This is a genomic window from Pedobacter sp. GW821-FHT01D05 (assembly GCF_059422505.1).
Genome location: NZ_JBWKXA010000008.1, coordinates 74,525 through 94,016, shown reverse-complemented (window position 1 = coordinate 94,016; position 19,492 = coordinate 74,525). Strand labels below are relative to the sequence as shown.

The following is a 19,492-nucleotide window of genomic DNA, read 5'->3' as shown; positions in this document are numbered from 1 at the left end:
ATCGTTTCCACTTCCCGGATGAGCAAGCGGGCAAGGTTATATAAACGATTAAGAGATTTAGTGAATTTGTCAGGCTTTAATATGTCGTAACTTTTACAAGCATTGTGAGGCAGCTGTAAATTTTGAAAGGTTTTAGCGAATAAAGCCAAAGGGCAATATAGTAGTAAGAAGAAGCATTAAAATAACTGCTAATTGTGGAATTACTTGGCAATGATAGATCATAATGTATGGTTAAAACGGGCATTTCGTTTCAGTAATGCCCATTTAAAAACTGCCTTCACTTCAAGGCCTCATCAACTAACTTCTTCAACTCAACATAGTATTGGTGTCTTCCTTTATTGTTAAGGTAAAAGGCCATTAAAAAGCCAGCCGTTTTCTTTTGGTTATCAATCCAGGGATAACTGCCAAATAAGCCAGGACTGGTAACAGCGTTACCGGGCTTATTGTTTATACTATTTTCCATCACCCATTCGCCGTAGCCATAGCCAAAATTTCCTGCTTCGGTGGGTGCGTATACTTTGTTAACTTCACCAGTTACACGATTAATTTGCATTTGGTTCACACTATTCTCTGATAGAATTCTCTTGCCATTAAAAATGCCTTTATTTACAATCATAGTAAGAAAATTCATGTAATCGTTTGGTGTACTGCTCGCCCCACCTGCAGGCAATGCAACTTTACCTTTCCCGAAATCAGTATTTTTCATATCCAAAGGTTTGGCAATTCTTTCGGCAAATAAGGTTTCGAAGCTCTTGCCACTGATTTTTTCAATTACTGCTCCGGCGATTTGTAATCCGGTATTGCTGTATCTAAAAACCTTTCCTGGTTCGCCCTCCATAGGCAAAGCAGCAATCATTTGGATGGCCTCATCCATGCTATTGGTTTGTCGCATTTCGCTTAAACTCTCTTTTAAATCAGGAGATTTTATGGCAGTCATGTGCGATAAACATTCGCTAATGGTGATACTCCCTTTGCCCGATTTCGACAAAACCGGAAGATATTTGCCAACCGTATCGCTAAGTTTCAGCTTACCCTCATCAACAAAGGTCATTACCAAGGCAGCGCTCAGCCATTTACTGCAACTGGCAATCTGCTGCCGGGTTGTAGCGGTGTAATCGCTGAAATCGGCAGTTTTGCCTTGTCTCCTGGCTAAGATTTTACCCACCATTTTCTGTTTTGCAGAAAGTTCGCTCACGCCTTTGCTATATAAAATTTTCCCGTCTTTATAGAGTACGAGGTAAACTCTGCCGCCCATTACATCGGCGTGTTCCTGTAGCCAGGTATCGATTTTAGAGAAGTTCTGTGCGTTTAAATTTCCGCAACAAAATAAAATCAAGATACTAAAAATCAACTTTTTCATATTTTTAATTACAATTTCCAATTCTGGGGTTAACTGTACTGCCGCACTGAAATTCATATCGGCTTTGTGCATATTTAGGCACCGGATTATCACTTACTTCTAACGGTGGCAAAGTTTCATTTTTATACCCAGGCATGGTTATTTGTGCTGTTGAACCGTTTCCTAAAGCCACATTTTTTGCGGCCTGATTGCCATTAAAACTATAATCCATCATGGCATCGAGCAGGCGGTAAATGGCATAATAATCATAGGCATCGAATGCTGTTCTTGTATTTGGCATGGTGTGTTCCGTGTGGTAAGTGTAACCTGCAATTGTGGCTGCTTTCATGTAGATGAAATCTTTTTCTGCCGCGGCAATGCTAATGTTTTTAAAGATATCTATAGCTAAACGGTGGTCGTTAACAATGTCTTCATCATAAACCTGAGCAATCATTTTTGTATTGGCAGGAAAATTCTGAAGTTGTGCATTGGTAATCTGATAGCTATACCAAGGTGCCATGGTGAAAAGGAAACGGGCATTTTGTCCCCATCCATAATCGGTGAACGCTTTATAAGCAAGGGCAATTGAAGCACCTCCACCAAAAGAATGCCCCATAAAGCCAACGCGGGTCTTGTCGATAAGATTCGGATAGTCTGTTGCTGCCTTTAAAAAGCCTGTCCAGAGTGTGTTATATCTATCATCTATACTAACTCCGGTTGTTGGATAGGGCACAAAAACCACTACAAAACCTTTTTTTGCAATGAACTCGAAAAGGCCCTTTGCATAGTTTTTATCTTCCCCGCCATAAGGATGTGAATAGAAAATAGTTCCTTTGGGTGAGCTAATCCCGGCAGTATAGAAAATAGTTACATTGGTTCCGGAATAGGTTGGGTTTGCAAAATTGATCTCTGCAACCTTGTAACTGCCATCAGCTCCATATCCAGATGCAGGTCGAGAAATTGGCCCATCTAAATCATCATCTATAGGTTCTGTTGATGGCGAATCGCCTCCTTTAGTGCAAGCTGATAAAATCAATAGTAAAAAGCAAAGTCTGAATAAATTTTTCATCTGTATAAATTTGTTTTCAATTGTGATGAAGCTATCAGATTTTTTCATACCACTGTGTGGTTTGAAAAATCATGATGGTTTCATATTACATTTTATCTTTTAGTGTGCTTTTTAACGCCTCTTGAAACTTTTCGTATTGCTGATATTGGCTGGCTGTAAATACCTTTTTCAGCTCCTCATCCTTCGCCTTCTGTAAAGACATGGCTTGTTTAAAGCGTGTTATTTTACTATCGGTGCTTTTTATAACCGGCTCGAACTTTTTAGCATAGTTTAAGTTTATGACTTCAATTTTACTTTGCTGTTGGGCATTTAGGTTGAACTTACTCTTCATCATTTCCGTTTGAAATTTAGCCCGCTCTTCGGGTGTTTTATTCTTTAAATCATTTGCTTTGTTTTGAGCAAACGCCGAGCTTAAACCGGAAACTGATAAGGCCAATAAAGCAACAAATATATTTGTGATTTTAGGGGTTTTCATGATTTGATTTCTATTGATTTAAAAATATGAAAATTGCTTAAGATTAGTGATGAACAACAACTACCCTTCTTCTCAAAGTAGGGTTTGCCACTACAATTGGTGCGGCTTTTACTACGACAACCCTTGCAACAGGCCTAACATTCACCGGGCGGGTATGTACAATGATTCTTTTAGCAGGTGTTCTTACAACTATTCTGCTTTGGGCATTTGCGGGCAGTGCAGCCCAGAACGCGATACTGATAATTAAAATGAACTTTTTCATCATGTGTTTTTTATTAAATAGACGGATTAATTTAATGCATGTTTCTGCTTTTCGGTTGAAACAGAAAGATTCGGGGTTGAATTGTTATTGCCTTGGGTTGAACTTTTTGGCTTAAACCAGTTGATAAAACCTTGGGCCACCAGGCGGAAGGGATTATAACTTAAAAAACCGGTAGTTAGGCCATACCGTACTTTTTCTGTTTCCGGTTGATAAGTGCCAAATAGCTTATCCCAGATGATTAAGACACCGCCAAAGTTTTTATCGATGTAAATCGGGTTGCTTCCATGGTGAACCCGGTGCGATGACGGTGTATCCATTACATGCTCAACCAGGCCTAATTTTCCAACTGCTTCAGTGTGTAGAAAAAATTGGTAAGTAAGGTTAAGCGCATAAGAAATCACAATAAAATCGGTAGGCAAACCAAATAATGCAGCCGGGATAAAAAACAAGGGACTAACAATTGCCGAAAACCAGTTGAGGCGGTAGGCTGCCGTTAAGTTCATGTGCATGGCCGAATGGTGGACCAAATGAAATGCCCAAAGCGGTTTCCAGATGTGTGAAAAGCGATGAAACCAATAATAGATAAAATCTGCAGCGATAAATGTTAAACCGAAAACCCAGGCATTATGCGGCAATTTAATGGGTGTCAGATTTGCAAAGAAACCCAGAATGGTTAACTGATAACCTGCAAATATGAATTTTGAAAACTGAAAACCTGCAAAAATAGCGAGGTTGGAAAAAGTTTCCTTAACATCATAAGTGCCTTTTTCTTTCTTCCAGCTCCAGATGATTTCGGCAAGAATTAACACAAAAAGGAATAACAGGATGTAAATGCGATATGGACCGATGTGATTTTTCATTTTTATCTAACTAAATGCTGCCTTGTTAAGACAGGATAAAGGTGAATAAAAATGAATTTGGATGCGGCCTAAAAACAGGTGAAGCTGAAAAACAAAGGGGTGAAACGATTTAAGTGTTCATCCATTTTTTAAACTCAGGCACACGGGCTTTGCTGATCAGGATTTGCATTTCTGCTATTGGTTTTACTTTAACCAACAATCTTCCATTGAAATAAAATTCAACTTCGGTTATAGCCTGGCGGTTGATCAGAAACTGGCGGTTTGCCCGGAAAAAAGTATCCGGCTCAAGCTGTTGTTCCAGCTGTTCCATGGTAAAGTCCATCACAAACTGCCTGTCGTCGTTTGTTCTGGCGTAAACGATTTCATTAGCCGTATAAAACCACGAAATTTTAGCCGTTTCTACAGGTATCAGTTTATCACGGTAATGAATAAGGAAAGACTTTTTGTGAGATTTTGAAAGGTTGCCAATTTGTGCAGCTAAATCTGCAAATACAGGCAAAACATATGGTGTAGCACTGCCCATCCATCTTTTGTATTTGTTAACAGCATTGGCAATTTCTTCCTCGTCAAAAGGTTTTAGGATGTAATCGATACCATTGTTTCTGAAAGCCGTGATGGCGTAATCGTTATATGCGGTTACAAAAATAACAGGTTTATCGATGGCGATTCGTTTGAAAATATCAAAAGACAATCCATCGGCGAGCCTGATATCCATAAAAATTAAATCGTACATGTTTTCGTTGCCGGCAAACCAGGTGATTGCTTCTTCAACTGTACTTAATGCCGAAACTATATCAATATCGTACGCTATTTCTCCCAATAAGTGAATGAGGTTCCTTGAAGTGACAGCCTCATCTTCTACAACAACAGTACGGATGGTTTTCATGCTTTTAAAGGGATTTTTACCAGAAATCCGTTTTGGCTTTTGCTTATTTCGATTTCTTGTTTTACCATAATTTTAAAACGTTCGTTCAGGTTTGCAAGTCCCATTCCGTTGCTGCTTTCGGGTGTTGGAATTTCGTTGAGGTTATTGCTTAGAACCAGCAGGTCATCATCCATATACAACTTTACATTTAAGGGCTTTGTTAGGGTTGCTGCGTTGTGTTTCACCGCATTTTCTAATAAAGGCTGTAAAGTCAAATGGGGTAATTTATAATTCAGCACTTCGGCGGGAATATTAATTTCCATTTTAAAGGCATTTTCCAAACGCATGGTAATGAGCCGGGCGAATGCCTTGAGCATCGTTAATTCATCACTAAGTGTTACCAGATTATTTTTGGAACGATTTAAAGCGTAGCGAAAAACGGTAGATAAATCGCGGACATATTTTTGTGCCAAGGCAGGGTTTTCCCTTATTACACCTGAGAGGCTACTTAAAGAATTGAATAAAAAATGTGGGTTCATCTGTTCTTTCAAAAGCTCCAGTTCTGTTTGCATGTAGGCCATTTTGAGCTGCTCGTTTTCTACTTCTTTATTTTTAGAGGAACGGACAAGCAGGACAATTTTAATCAGAATGCCAGTTAAGATACTACTCAAGAATAATCGCACGAAGTTGCCTGCCAGGTAAACCTTCGGCAATTGTGGCGTAAAAAATAATTTGTTTTGAAGCACACCTCCTACAAAGACAGCAAAAAAGAATATTAATGCATTTGAAATGATATACAGACTAATTTTATTTTTTTCACGATAAATACTAAGCTTTGAAGATGGATTCAGGTTTAATTGAAATATTAGCCCACAGAAGAGCAGATTGAATAAAAACTGATACAGCAGTTCCAAAGGATTAAAATGCCAGTATTGCGCCAAAATTCCTTTTTCGCGTAAAGCCAGCAACTTAGGTGTATTTACCAATAAGGCGATTAACAGCGAACTATACCAGGAAATTCGTCGCTCATTTTTATCCATCGTTTAAACTTATGAAAAAAAAACAGGAAACAGTTTTCAATCATGGTGAAGCTGACAGATTTGGCTGTCAGTTGAATAAAATATGCTTTGTCCTTATTTTTCTACGCCTGGTGGAACGGGTCTGATACGGGTTTTGCTGTACCGCTTCAGCGTTCTTCAATCTCTTCAAATAATTTGTCCATTAAAGAATATCATTTATGTAAAAACGATGAAACGGCGTCAGGGGATACCCAGTTAATTTATTTTCCAATATTTTTGCCGGGTAATAGTCTCTAAATTAAGCGCCAATCGGTATATTTGAATGTTGTCTATCAATTTTGTGACTGAAAGAATAATTCAGTTGAGCGGAATGCCGCAAGTAATTGATGACTTTAACTAAACCTAACAAACCTGTTGCTTCTGTGAAAACTCTCTTTGTGGGGCATTTAATAAATTAATCTTTAAATGGATTTTCTTGACGATGAAAAAGAATTATTAACTGCCTTGAAAGGCGGTGATGTAGCTGCTTTTGAAGTCCTTTATAGACATTACAGCAAATTGATATTCAGGAAATTAGTTAAGATGATAAAACATATTCCGTTGGCTGAAGAGTTGACGCAGGATGTCTTTGTTAAGATTTGGGATAAGAGATTGGTTATTGATATTGATAAACCATTTAATTACTACATTTTTACTATTGCCAACCATACAGTTAGTGATTTTTATCGCAAAGCTGCCAGAGATCAACGTCTTCAGGATGAAATCCTATCGGCTAGTGCTCAGCTATACAACCCGACTGAGGAACTATTATTTTATAAGGAAAGTGAAATTTTACTGAACAGGGCGATTGAGGATTTACCTCCGCAACAAAAACTGGTTTTTAAACTCTGCAAGATCGAAGGGAAATCATATGAAGAAGTGGCAGATCAGCTAAATATATCTACCTCAACAGTAAGTAATCATATTGTAAAAGCTACAAAGACAATAAAGAAAGCTTTTTTTGGGTCAATAAATGGCTTTTTGGCGCTGGCGATTTGTCTTTTTTTAGATAAATGATAAAAAAAATAAGTTTTTTTTAAAATGGAGTAGAGGAAGTCTGTTTTGTAAACGTATTATCTATGTAAAGCGATAATATTGGAACATAAAAATCAAAATATACATAGTAGCTACTCAAAATTTTTGGATAATCGTTTGCCTGCGAAAGAAATCTCTGAACTTTTGCAGAAAATGGATCATATCTCTGACGGTGAACTTGAGCAGATGGTGGCTGAATTCATGGATGAACGGGAATCTCATCCTGTCCCGGGTGAAGAAGAAAGCCTGGATAGGATTTTGCGCTCCATACGTAACCGTCGTTTATCTGAGCCCTCAAATCATAAGATTTCATTCAAAATATACCGTAGATGGATTGCAGCTGCAGTCGTTTTATTGGTGCCGGCCCTGGTCTTTTTCGTGTTTTCACAAAGAGCTAAGAATGCCGGACCCATCGAAATCGCCGCAGGGTCAGTTGATATTGCGCCGGGGAGGGACAGGGCTACGCTAAAACTTGCCAACGGAACCGAGGTTTATCTGGATACCCTTCATGCCGGTCAGGACAAAATCAAACAGTATGGCGCTAGTATTTCAAAACAGGGAAATGGAGAATTGGTTTATATGAAACTGGGTGACACCGAAACGGATGTAGTCGGATACAATACCATTAGCACGCCCAGAGGTGGTAGATATAAAGTGTTGCTCCCCGACAGTACCCAGGTCTGGCTCAATGCATCTTCGTCGATTACTTACCCAACATCTTTTGCCCATGCAGGTGCCAGGTTGATCAAATTAGAGGGTGAAGCTTATTTCGCAGTTAAGAAGGTGTCGGACGGAAAAGGTAAGTCACAGCCATTTATAGTTAGCACCGACAGGCAAAAAGTTACGGTACTGGGTACACATTTCAATGTAAATGCTTATGCCGATGAGTCAAGCGTCAGGACTACACTGCTCGAAGGTAGGGTACAGGTAAACAGTGATGCCATTCTCCGTCCAGGACAACAGGCGATAAGCTTTAATAAGACCCTTGAGGTTAGGGATGTTGATACTACTGCTTTTGTGGATTGGAAAAATAATGAGTTTAACCTTAAAACCAGTGATTTCAGGACTACCATGAGGAAAATTGCAAGATGGTACGATGTAGAAATTATATATGATCAATCTGCACCCAGCACAGTAAAGCTAGGCGGATGGATCTCAAGAGATAAAAACATATCGTCAGTTTTGAAATTAATTCAAAAAACTGGCGGTGTTCACTTTAAGCTTGAAGGAAGGAGGGTAACCGTAACAAAATAAAAACCATTAAAATTGAGCTTAAAATTAAAACCAGAGGTGCTGGAACACCCCTGGCGTAGAATGATTTTAAGCTTTCAGAACTATTGAGAATCTTCAACTTAAACCAAACAAATGTACAAAATTTTTACTACCAATATGGGTGGCCTTTCGGGGCATGTCCAACAAATTCGCCGTATTATGCGTTTAGTTACCATCTTTATATTTGGCATCATGATGCAGGTAACCGCTTCTACATCTGCTCAGAAAATCACATTGATTCAGCGGAATGCAGATTTAGAATCTGTATTTAAATCAATCAGGGCGCAAAGCGGATATGATTTCGTATTTGATATGCGAATGATGGAAAAAGCTAAACCAGTTACTGTTAAACTTCAGGGGGTAAGTGTAGCAGAGGCCTTGAAAGCCTGTTTTGCTAATCAAAATTTAACATACGCTATAGAAGATAAAACCGTAATCGTACAGGAACGTAATTTGATTAATCAGATTTCGGACTATTTTCAGGATACCGAAGTGGTTGGGACGGTTTTAGATGAGGAGGGTAAATCTCTGCCTGGGGTAATAATAAAATTGAAAGGAACCAATCGTACGATTATTGCAGGGAACAACGGCCGTTTTTTCATTTCTTCAAAGGATGAAAATCCCATCCTGATATTTAGCTATGTAGGTTATAAAACTAAGGAATTGCCAGCTCAGGCTAAAATGGAAGTGAGAATGGAGCTTGATCCGGCCAAACTTGATGAAGTGATGATCATTGGCTATGGTACAACAACCAAAAGACTAAGCACAGGATCTCAAGTAGGCATTAGTGCGGCAGATATTGAAAGACAACCGGTAACCAATGCACTACAGACTTTGCAGGGCAGACTGGCCGGAGTAACCATCACACAAACCAACGGACTACCTGGTGCCGCTATCAACGTTCAGATAAGAGGAGTTAATTCTGTTGGAAAAGTAAACCGCCCTTTTTATGTAATTGACGGAGTACCGTTCCTTTCCGAGCCTATCAGCGCTGCGGCTACAGGTACAGCAGCCCTGTCTGCAGAGGGCAATACCAGCCCGATGAATATCATCAACCCTTCTGATATTGAAAGCATAGAAGTGCTAAAAGATGCTGATGCTACGGCAATTTACGGCTCACGGGGCGCAAATGGAGTAATCCTCATCACCACTAAAAAGGGGAGGGCTGGAAAAACCCAGTTTTCTGTAAACGCTAATACCGGTATGTCTAAAGTAGCAAACTATGTGGAGTTGTTAAGTACAACCGAATATATGGCATTAAGAAGAAAGGCGTTTGCTAACAACCCCGCGGCTGTTCCAGGCGCTTTTGATGCCGACTTAACATGGGATCCTAATCTCGATCAGAATTTCCCCAAAATTTTACTTGGAAACACGGCCCGCACCCATGATATTACTTCCAGTATTTCGGGTGGTGATGTACGTACTAATTTCTATTTGAGCGGAACATTCCACAAAGAAACCAATATTTATCCTGGAGAGCAATCGTATCAAAGAGGAGGTGCACATTTGAATTTTAATCACTCCTCTGTAGATCAGCGCTTTGCTTTGTCGGTTTCATCGATGTACTCAGCCGATAAGAATGATATTGCGATCACAGAGATTGGCAACTACGCTTACAACCTGCCGCCAAACTTTCCTTTGTACAATCCAGATGGCTCATTATATTGGGCATCTGGTTTTAACAACCCATTAGGCTTTCTTTTGCAAAGTAATGATGCCAGGGGTAGTAACTTTTTAACTAACCTTAACCTGAAGTATACGGTATTAAAAGGATTGGATGTGAAGGCATCTTTGGGTTACAGTAAAACAGATATGAGGACCACGGCTGTTCGTCCGTTAAGTTCACTAAACAATTTGGGCGCTAATCCGCCAACAACAGGCTCTGTAATAGAATCATATGTTTATACGAACAATTATATCTTTGAGCCGCAGGTAACTTATAAAACGGCGCTTTGGAAAGGCAACCTGGAAGCCCTGGCTGGCGGATCATGGCAGTTTAAACAGTCGAAACAACCCTATAGTGTTAACGCCAGGGATTTTCCGTCTGATGAATTTTTATCTAACATCGGATCGGCAGCAACAAGAACAATTACGAGTGGCTCAAGCGACTTTAAATACGCTTCGGTATTCGGTCGTGTGAATTATAACATTCAGAATAAATATATCGCTAATATATCATTTAGACGTGATGGCTCTTCTAGATTTGGACCTGACAATCGTTTTGGGAACTTTGGCTCTGTTGGCAGTGCATGGATTTTTTCTGAAGAGCGTTTCCTGAAAAATAAGCTGAGCTGGTTCAGTTTCGGTAAATTAAGAGGTAGTTATGGTATTGTTGGTAACGATGAGATAGGCAACTACCAATATTATGATAGCTACTCCTCTTCCCCTTATGTATACAACGGCTATGTTGGCCTTCAACCTTCCAGGATTGCAAACAATGAATTTAGGTGGGAAGAAACTAAGAAACTGGAAGTTGCGTTAGAATTAGGCTTTCTAGATGATAGATTATCCCTAACGGCAGCAACTTATAGAAATCGTACCGGAAACCAATTATTGGATTTTCCGATAAGTCCTCAAACTGGTTTTCCCAGCTATCAGGCCAATCTTCCTGCCAATGTTCAAAATAGTGGTTTAGAGTTTTCTTTGAGCAGTACAAACATCAGGAAGAAAGATTTTAAATGGACTTCTACCTTCAATATCTCCAAAAACAGGAATAAGCTTTTATCATATCCTGACATAGATAAAACCAGTTATTTTACCAGATATGTTGTAGGAAGACCTTTAGCCTCGTTTTATACATTAAAATATACGGGAATAAATCCAACAACTGGATTGCCAGATTTTGCAGATTTGAATGGGAACGGTGTAGTGAATACGGGCTTTTTAGATACGGGTCGTGGAGATCAATACTATGTAGGTACAAGTTATCCTGATTATTTCGGTGGCTTAACAAATTCACTTACTTACAAAGGCATTAATCTTGATTTTACTTTTCAGTTTGTGAAGCAAAAAAGTAAAAATATGTTTGCAGCTACTTTTTATCCTCCTGGTTTTCCTTATAATGCATCGGCTTCGGTGATGCGGGATTATATCGCACTAGGATCTCAGGATAAATTGGTCACCCAGGATGCCAGAAGCACTCAGGGATCTGCTGCCTACTCAGCCTTTTTAAATTATTCTGCTTCTGATGCCAACATAGTGGATGCATCCTTCATCAAGCTGAAAAACGTTAGCCTCTCTTATTCCCTACCGGTCAGTTTGCTTTCAAAAATCAAGGCGCAAAGCATAAGATTTTACGTTCAGGGACAGAATTTATTTACGATCACCAATTACGATGGTTATGATCCTGAGTCGCAAGGCGCAGCAACTCCACCACTTCGAACCATTACTGCAGGTTTACAATGTACATTTTAAATATAAAGAGAATGAAAGCTAGCATATATACCAAATATATTATTGGCCTAGTAGCCATATTCCTTATGGGATGCGAGAAAATGATTGAAATTAAACCCCCGTTGAACGAAACTCCATCGGCGGCAATATTTACCCAAGACAGAACAGCGCTATCCGCACTATCAGGGATGTATGGGCAACTCGCACAGATCACCTTTCAAACCACTGGTTTACCCATTAATACTTCGCTAATGGCAGATGACCTTAGGTATCTGGCATCTGTTGTAAATTTACAAGAGTTCAATGCAAATACTTATGTTGCATTAACAGCATCTACCGAACCCTTTACCGGTTTTTATCAGGTTATTTACCGTGCCAACGCAATTATTGAAGGCTTAACAAAGTATTCTGGTACTTCAGTGGCGGTAAGCAAACAAATGCTGGCAGAAGCGAAGTTAATGCGTGCCTATTGCTATTTTATTATGGCCAACTTTTATGGAGCTGTGCCATTGGTACTGCAAACAGATGTAAATACTACTGCTTACCAATCCCGCGAAACGGTTGCCAATATCTACAGGCAAATTATTACAGATCTTAATGAAGCAAAGGCTGATCTTCTTGCAGACTATTCATTTACCAAGGGAGATAGAATTGGGGTAAACAAGTTTACAGCAGCAGCATTATTGGCCAGGGTTTACCTTTATACGGAGAACTATCCACTGGCGGAAAGCAATGCTACAGAAGTTATTCAAGCTGCCAATTTATATAGTATGGTACCCACCGCTACCATGGGAACAGCGCTATTTGTGAAAAATAGTACAGAAAGCATTTGGCAGCTTCCTCAACCATTACAGGCAACAAACCAGTATACAACCGAAACGGCCTCTTTTCTTCCAAGTTCCAATACGCTGACAGCATTAAATTTTCAGTTACGCCCTACTTTTCTTGATATTTTCACAGGAACAGCAGATAGACGCCGTAGTTTGTGGATGAGGGATCTGACCATTGGAGGAAGCGTTTACGTCGTTCCAGCCAAATTCAAGTACCGCACCCAGGCAGAAGCTGTGGCTGCCAATGTTACCGAATCTCAAATCATTTTACGTTTGGCCGAACAGTATTTAATCCGTGCCGAAGCAAGGGTTAAAATTAATTCCAATATAAACGGTGCCCTTAGTGATCTGAACGTAACCAGGCAAAGAGCGGGTTTAGGAGCACTAACAGCTACTGATCCAACCATTTTATTGCAGGAAATTGCTTTGGAATACAGAAAAGAATTTTTCTGCGAACAGGCATTTCGCTGGTTTAACCTTAAAAGAACGGGTCAGGCAGATGCCGTGTTAAGTGCATTAAAGCCGTCTTGGAAGCCAGAAGCTAAATTTTATCCCATTGCACAATCTATCCTTAATACTAACCCAAACTTGTTACAATAGTCTGGAAATAAAATAATATGAATACTAAATTTTTTAAAAACACGCCCAGGCTATCGAGTTTGGGAGTAATAACGTTTTGCCTTATTTTGTGCATTAGCTCTTGCGTATTGGTCAGGAAAAAGCCAAGTAAATCTAAAATTCAAACAGCTAGCAGCACAGCTGCGCCAAAACCTAAGGCCGATAGCGTTAAAAATGCATTGAAGCCCTACAGGGATATCATTACCAGTAAAGCCGTTTCACAAAAAGGCTTAATGACGGTACATAAAATTGCCGAAAAGTACTTTTTTGAAATTCCTAAGAAGCTTCTAAAAAAAGATATTCTTGTGGTAACCCGGTTAAGTGGTTCTACACCAGGAGCTGGTAATTTTGGAGGAGAGGAAATTAGCAGGAGAATGATTTATTGGGAACAAGGGCCAGACAACAGGCTTTTCATGAGGGTTGCAGCGCAAGTGAGCGTAGCGGACTCTGCAGATATGATTTCAAAAGCAGTAAGCAATTCAAATATCAATCCCATTCTGGCCTCCTTTCCAATTAAGGCATTGGGCAAGGATTCTGCATCAATTGTAATTGAAGTAACCGATTTATTATTAAGCGAGAACCCGCTGGTAACTTTTAATCCTGATAGTAAGAAAAATTACGGGATGGGTGCGCCAGCAGCAGATCGCTCTTATGTGAAGAGCGTGAAATCTTTTCCAATTAATACAGAAATTAGAACCATTAGAACTTATAATTCTACCGGAGTTAACTTACCTGCAGCCATTATTGCCGGAGCGATTACCTTGGAAATCAATGCTTCATTTTTATTGTTGCCCGAAACGCCAATGGCTAAACGTTATGCTGACCCGAGAGTAGGGTATTTCGTGAATAGCTACAAAAAATTTACTGACGATCAACAGTCGGTTAAAGATGAGGTATTTGTGAACCGTTGGCGATTGGAAGTTAAAGAAGAAGATCTGGCTAAATACAAAAGCGGCGAGTTGGTAGAGCCTAAAAAACAGATTATTTACTACATAGATCCGGCTACGCCTAAAAAATGGAGACCTTATCTGATTGCGGGTATCAACGATTGGCAGAAGGCATTTGAGCAGGCAGGTTTTAAAAACGCGATCATCGGTAAGGAGTGGCCAGAAAGCGATACTACCATGAGCCTGGAAGACGCCCGGTATTCTGTGGTAAGGTATTTTGCTTCGTCAAACGCTAATGCGTACGGACCAAACGTATCTGATCCAAGAAGTGGCGAAATATTAGAGAGCCACATTGGATGGTACCACAACGTAATGACATTGGTGCACGACTGGTACATGATCCAGTGTGCTGCGGTAGATCCCCGTGCCAGGAAAAATAAATTCGATGATGAATTGATGGGCCAGCTCATCCGTTTTGTTTCCTCTCATGAGGTAGGGCATACGCTTGGCTTGAGACACAACATGGGGGCCAGTAGCTCAGTACCTGTAGAAAAGCTTAGAGATAAGGCCTGGGTAGAAGCCAATGGACACACCCCATCAATCATGGATTATGCCCGTTTCAATTATGTCGCACAGCCCGAAGATGGGGTTTCTGAAAAAGGTCTTTTTCCACGCATTAACGACTACGATAAGTGGGCAGTAGAATGGGGTTATAAGGCGTTCCCGGCAACAGGAGCAGCAAAGGACGAGCAGAAGATACTTAATGTTATTACCAGAGATCGTTTGGCGAAGAATAAGAGGTTGTGGTTTTCTGGCGAAGGAAGGGATTATGATCCAAGATCTCAGTCAGAAGATTTGGGCGATGATCCTATTAAAGCCAGTTTATATGGTATAAAAAACCTGAAACGCATTGTTCCAAATTTAGATGCCTGGACCCGTGAAGAAGGCGAAGATTACACTCAGCTTACAACGATGTACAAAGCAACTGTTGCACAGTTAGGCCGCTACGCAAACCATGTGTTAAAAAACCTCGGGGGCGTGATGGTAACTGAAAAGTTATCAGATCAACCTGGTGCAATTTATCAACCGGTTAGTCTTGCTAAGCAAAAAGAGTCTATAAAGTTTTTTAACGAACAGATTTTTAAGACGCCAACCTGGTTGTTAGATAAAAATATCCTTAACAAGATTGAACCAGGATATAGCGGTAACAGCGTTCAACGCCTCCAGCAGGAAATTGTAGCGACGGTTACCTCGCAATCCAGATTATACCGGATGATGATCAATCAGAGAGATTATGGTAAGGGTGCTTATTCACCGTCCGAATGGTTGACGGATTTGAAAAAAGGCATTTTTACTGAACTATACACAGGTGCTCCAACTGATGAGTATAGAAGGGCATTGCAAAAAATGTATGTAGGCAGTATTATCACGATGTACAATAAACGTTTCGCACTTCAAGGCTCAATCGATAATATTTTAGCAGCTGTTACCCCAACTGATGTACTACTTTATTCAAACGTGAAGGCATTGGCATTTGCGCACTTAAGAGAATTGAGAAAAGATATTGGCAGCGGCATTCCTAAAGCTAAAGATAAGGATACCAGGATACATTTAGAGTACCTGAAGCAGATGTTGGATAAAATCATCAACGAATCTCCAATTCCAGGCTTAAATTATTAGTTCGCTTTTTAAATAGGTAGTTATAATGTGGAACGCAGATGGTGGATGCCTCTGCGTTTTCATTTACTTAATCAAAAATGTATGAAAACAACATTAAAGTCACTCATCATAATCGCAATTTTTCTTTTCTCTAACCCAGAGCTACTTTTGGCAACGAAAATGCCGGCAGATACCGCTTTACTGATACTGAAAAATGTAAACGTGCTCGATATCAATAAAGGTCGATATAGGAAAGGAAGGAATGTTGCAATTTCCCAGGGCAAAATCTTGAGTATAGATTATGGCCGGAAGAACTGGAAAAATGCGAAGGTGGTGGATCTCTCCGGAAAATATCTTATTCCGGGATTGATAGACGGCCACGTTCACGTCACTGCGCAAACTAAAAACAACATAGAAAATACCTACAGTCATTTAAATTACTACCTGCAACATGGGGTAACCTCGGTGAGAGATGCCTCAGGCGATGGTGCATCACTGCTCGAAGCACAGCGTGCGATTAACAGCGGTAAGCGTCAGGGAGCCAGCGTGTATTTTGCAGTGGTGATGGCCGGTGATTGGTTCTACAACAGGGGGATTAATCTCCATAAAGAACCCTATGAGCCATGGCGACAGTTGGTTACCGAAAAGACCAATTTGGATAGCGCCATGAAAGAGGCAAAGGCTTGTGGGGCAACAGGCGTTAAATTATATCATTCATTTGATAAAGTGCTGTTGCCAAAAGTTGTTGCTGCCGCAAAACAACACGGGCTTAAAACCTGGGGGCACGTAATGATGTACCCGGCAAATCCAATGGATGTGGCTTCTTCCCGGATGGAAGTGCTTTCGCACGTATTTATGTTAGAAAACCTGCTTACAGACACACTCTTTTTCAAAAGAAAAACGCCACTTAGTTACAAAGATAGTGTGATCAATACTTTAGATATAAAGCCATTTTCAGATATTATGAAGGCCAATAATAGCATACTCGATGCTACACTTTGCGTTTCTGAGGAGCGCGATCCCTGGATTTTCACATTGTTGAAAAAGATCTATAAAGAAGGTGTGGCCATAAATGCTGGAACCGACCAGATTGTGGACTTAAAAAGTGCTCATCCCAGATTGCTGGATGAGTTAAATTACTTTGTAGATAAGTGCGGTTTTAGCACCATAGATGCATTGAGGTCCGCAACTGTTGTTTCTGCCAGGGTAATTGGCCAGGAAAAAAACATCGGAACAATTGAAAACGGTAAGATGGCGGATCTACTGGTGCTGAACGGCGATCCTTTAAATGATATTAAGGAGCTAAGGGCTATCCATATGGTCATCAAATCAGGAAAGATAGTCGATATAAAGTAGCAGTAGCAAACTGTTTAAGAGCATACATAAATCCATTATAAAATTGATATGAAAAATATTACGCTAAAAGCAACCAGAATAATACCTGGTCTAATTATCTGTTGCAGTATTCTTGTTTTTGCACTCACGACTACTGCTTTCAGAACCGGGGGCTACGTGATCGAGGGAGAAATGATAGCGCCCAATGGCACCAAAGTTTCGTTGAGTTACGAATATTCGGGAAAAAGATTTGCAGATTCGGCACTGGTTAAAGACAACAGGATATTACTTAAAGGTAGCCTGCCCGAAGCTTTGCAATGTACATTAAGTAACTCCATTAATCAGCAGTTGAAGATTGTTCTATTGGACAATGAGACTATAAATCTACGTGGTAACGTTGCCAAATTTTACTATTCGGAAGTCTCCGGCGCAAAGGAAGATGTGCTTTTCAATACGTTTAATAAGAAAAAACTAGCAATAACCGGTGAATACCGAGACCAGTTGAAGGCAACTTCAACAGATTTTTATGATAAAAACAGCCGTGTCTATCTAGATTTTCACCGTAAGATTGATAGCCTGACTTTATCGTTCGTCAAAGAATATCCTAATGCTGCTGCTGCCAGCCTGGCGATTATCAGTAGCCACATGAACAGTACCGATGCCTTAAGGGCGGAAGCTTGTTATGCACATTTGTCCGAACGTGCAAAACGGAGCTATTATGCGAAACGTATCAAAGCTTTTATCGATGCGTCTAAAGGCATTGCCGTTGGTAAACAGGCACCTGATTTTGTATTGAGAGACATCAACGGTAAAAAATTTGACCTTAAAGATTACAGGGGAAAATATCTGTTTATAGATTTTTGGGCAAGCTGGTGTAAGCCATGTCGTGAGGAGCATCCTTTGCTCAAACAGTTAAATACGGTATATCAGGACAAGAATATTGTTTTCGTAAGCATCTCCATGGACACTAATGAAAAGAATTGGCGTCAGGCAGTAGCTGATGATGGTTTAAGTTGGGTGCAACTCAATGATCCGCTTGCATTGAAGGGACCTTTGGCCGAAGCCTATTCGGTAATGGCATTACCTTCTAATCTTATTTTGGATCCTAAAGGAAAAATCTTAGCAACTAAGCTCAGAGGGCAGCCCTTGAGTGATTTCATGCGAAATCTATTTAAGACGAACAATTAGTGGGTGATAAGCTTGCAAAGTCGGAGCGCCTGTCTTTTGCAAGCTTTATCTTCAGGAAATGCAAATGCGTCCTAAAATATAATTTTTTCATTATTTGTAATCCTAGCTCTCCTCCATTTTCCATTGGTACCCTCTCGAGCGCCATGCGAACTGGTTTAGCTATACTGAATAATCCTGAGGGAAACTGGTCTATTCCTGTATTCAAAATACTTAGACTAATCTGTTGAGCTTCGTAGCCAGCATCCAAAAAAATATCGAATAAATACTGAAATCTGGGAGTCAATGGATTTAGCCTTGACTCCCTTAATTTAGGATAGCTGGCAATCTTTCTAGCAAGGTAATTAACGACCTGCCCGCCATTCCAATAATTTGATGCGTTATTAGCAGTTTAGTTGAGGTTAATTTTCATTTCTATTTAGATGATAAAAGGCTAATTGCGGAGGCATTAACCGGTTTATACATGTTTACGTCTTTTCTGGCTGCAAAATTTGATCGATTTTGTAGAAATTCCATTGAAAATAGATAAAATAGCTATTTTTTTTAAGTAGATTGATTATAAACAGATGCTTATTGTTATAAAGGCTGGGTAATTGTGTTTTTCGTGCCTTTTTATATGTCAAAATCCTTATTCTTGCTTAAATTTCGCGTACGATTGTTTTTGTAGAGGTTTAATCAATAAATTACTGTTGCTAATCTAATTTTGATTCAATGTCACCAAAGCCCCTTCCAGATGAGGAAAAAATACTAAGTAGAATTTCTGCAGGGGATCAGAGTGCTTTTAAATTAGTATATGATCATTATCAGCAAATGGTATTTTCCAGGGCGTTATATTTATTGAAATCTGAAAGTCATGCAGAAGAGGTTCTCCAGGATGTAATGCTTAAACTATGGCTAAGCGCTTCAAATCTCAAGGAAAATAGCAACCTGGCTGCATTTTTAACTACCCTCACACGTAACCGAAGCTTTCAGTTACTGAGAAGGAAGGTTTTGGAGTCAAAAGCAGAAGTAGAGATGGGGAAACAATGGAAAGAATACCACAATGAAACAGAAGAGAACATCTTGTTATCCGATGTGAGGAAAAAACTTCATGATGGCGTAAACTCACTTCCCCCTCAACAGAAACTGGTTTATGAACTTTGCCGAAATCAGGGTTACAAGTATGAGCAGGCTGCAGATATTATGAATTTAAGCGTCGAAACGGTTAAAGCTTATATGAAACTCGCGCTCCGTTTCCTTCGTGCCTATCTGAAAAATAATACCGATGCGGTAATTATTGCCATTATTTTCAAATTGTTGTAATTTATTTTTATTTCTATACCCCCATAATCTGTTCTCGCGGATTGATAT

15 protein-coding genes are annotated in these 19,492 nt (G+C 39.8%); 8 read left to right on the top strand and 7 right to left on the bottom strand.

Annotated features, from left to right (window positions below; translation table 11 throughout):
* Nucleotides 1–277: 277 nt before the first annotated feature.
* From AC07VK_RS22775 to AC07VK_RS22745, 7 genes are all read right to left on the bottom strand, one after another.
* Complete coding sequence (locus AC07VK_RS22775) at nucleotides 278–1,432, bottom strand: serine hydrolase domain-containing protein (protein WP_492954314.1); 1,155 nt, start codon at nucleotides 1,430–1,432, stop codon at nucleotides 278–280.
* Nucleotides 1,365–2,408 (bottom strand): alpha/beta hydrolase family protein, encoded by a 1,044-nt coding sequence (locus tag AC07VK_RS22770; protein WP_492963347.1) that lies wholly within the window; start codon nucleotides 2,406–2,408, stop codon nucleotides 1,365–1,367. The genes AC07VK_RS22775 and AC07VK_RS22770 overlap by 68 nt, the downstream gene beginning before the upstream one ends.
* A gap of 85 nt (nucleotides 2,409–2,493) precedes the next feature.
* On the bottom strand, nucleotides 2,494–2,883 hold the full coding sequence (locus tag AC07VK_RS22765; protein ID WP_492963349.1) for a DUF4890 domain-containing protein: 390 nt from the start codon (nucleotides 2,881–2,883) through the stop codon (nucleotides 2,494–2,496).
* 43 nt (nucleotides 2,884–2,926) lie between these two features.
* On the bottom strand, nucleotides 2,927–3,148 hold the full coding sequence (locus AC07VK_RS22760) for a hypothetical protein (protein ID WP_492963351.1): 222 nt from the start codon (nucleotides 3,146–3,148) through the stop codon (nucleotides 2,927–2,929).
* Nucleotides 3,149–3,171: 23 nt separating this feature from the next.
* Entirely contained in the window at nucleotides 3,172–4,005 is an 834-nt protein-coding gene (locus AC07VK_RS22755; RefSeq protein ID WP_492963352.1) for a sterol desaturase family protein, read from the bottom strand.
* Nucleotides 4,006–4,114: 109 nt separating this feature from the next.
* Nucleotides 4,115–4,891: a LytR/AlgR family response regulator transcription factor gene (locus AC07VK_RS22750; RefSeq protein ID WP_492963354.1), complete on the bottom strand. Its 777-nt coding sequence runs from the start codon at nucleotides 4,889–4,891 to the stop codon at nucleotides 4,115–4,117.
* Entirely contained in the window at nucleotides 4,888–5,910 is a 1,023-nt protein-coding gene (locus AC07VK_RS22745; protein ID WP_492963356.1) for a sensor histidine kinase, read from the bottom strand. Before AC07VK_RS22745 ends, AC07VK_RS22750 begins: the two co-directional genes overlap by 4 nt.
* Before the next feature lie 444 nt (nucleotides 5,911–6,354).
* On the opposite strand from AC07VK_RS22745, the gene AC07VK_RS22740 reads away from it, so the two are divergent.
* The 8 genes from AC07VK_RS22740 (at nucleotide 6,355) to AC07VK_RS22705 (ending at nucleotide 19,444) form a co-directional block, all read left to right on the top strand.
* Nucleotides 6,355–6,945: an RNA polymerase sigma factor gene (locus AC07VK_RS22740; RefSeq protein WP_492963358.1), complete on the top strand. Its 591-nt coding sequence runs from the start codon at nucleotides 6,355–6,357 to the stop codon at nucleotides 6,943–6,945.
* A gap of 135 nt (nucleotides 6,946–7,080) precedes the next feature.
* Nucleotides 7,081–8,217: a FecR family protein gene (locus AC07VK_RS22735; RefSeq protein ID WP_494939836.1), complete on the top strand. Its 1,137-nt coding sequence runs from the start codon at nucleotides 7,081–7,083 to the stop codon at nucleotides 8,215–8,217.
* A 111-nt stretch (nucleotides 8,218–8,328) separates the two neighbouring features.
* On the top strand, nucleotides 8,329–11,649 hold the full coding sequence (locus AC07VK_RS22730) for a TonB-dependent receptor (RefSeq protein ID WP_492963361.1): 3,321 nt from the start codon (nucleotides 8,329–8,331) through the stop codon (nucleotides 11,647–11,649).
* Between the two features lie 11 nt (nucleotides 11,650–11,660).
* On the top strand, nucleotides 11,661–13,058 hold the full coding sequence (locus tag AC07VK_RS22725; protein ID WP_492963363.1) for a RagB/SusD family nutrient uptake outer membrane protein: 1,398 nt from the start codon (nucleotides 11,661–11,663) through the stop codon (nucleotides 13,056–13,058).
* Between the two features lie 197 nt (nucleotides 13,059–13,255).
* Nucleotides 13,256–15,643, top strand: a complete 2,388-nt coding sequence (locus AC07VK_RS22720; protein WP_494939835.1) for a zinc-dependent metalloprotease — start codon at nucleotides 13,256–13,258, stop codon at nucleotides 15,641–15,643.
* A gap of 81 nt (nucleotides 15,644–15,724) precedes the next feature.
* Nucleotides 15,725–16,978, top strand: a complete 1,254-nt coding sequence (locus AC07VK_RS22715; protein WP_492963367.1) for an amidohydrolase family protein — start codon at nucleotides 15,725–15,727, stop codon at nucleotides 16,976–16,978.
* A gap of 48 nt (nucleotides 16,979–17,026) precedes the next feature.
* Nucleotides 17,027–18,145 carry a redoxin domain-containing protein gene (locus AC07VK_RS22710; protein ID WP_492963369.1) on the top strand — a complete coding sequence of 373 codons (1,119 nt, stop codon included), beginning with the start codon at nucleotides 17,027–17,029 and terminating at the stop codon, nucleotides 18,143–18,145.
* Between the two features lie 708 nt (nucleotides 18,146–18,853).
* Nucleotides 18,854–19,444 (top strand): RNA polymerase sigma factor, encoded by a 591-nt coding sequence (locus tag AC07VK_RS22705; protein ID WP_057930542.1) that lies wholly within the window; start codon nucleotides 18,854–18,856, stop codon nucleotides 19,442–19,444.
* The last annotated feature ends 48 nt before the right edge of the window (nucleotides 19,445–19,492 follow it).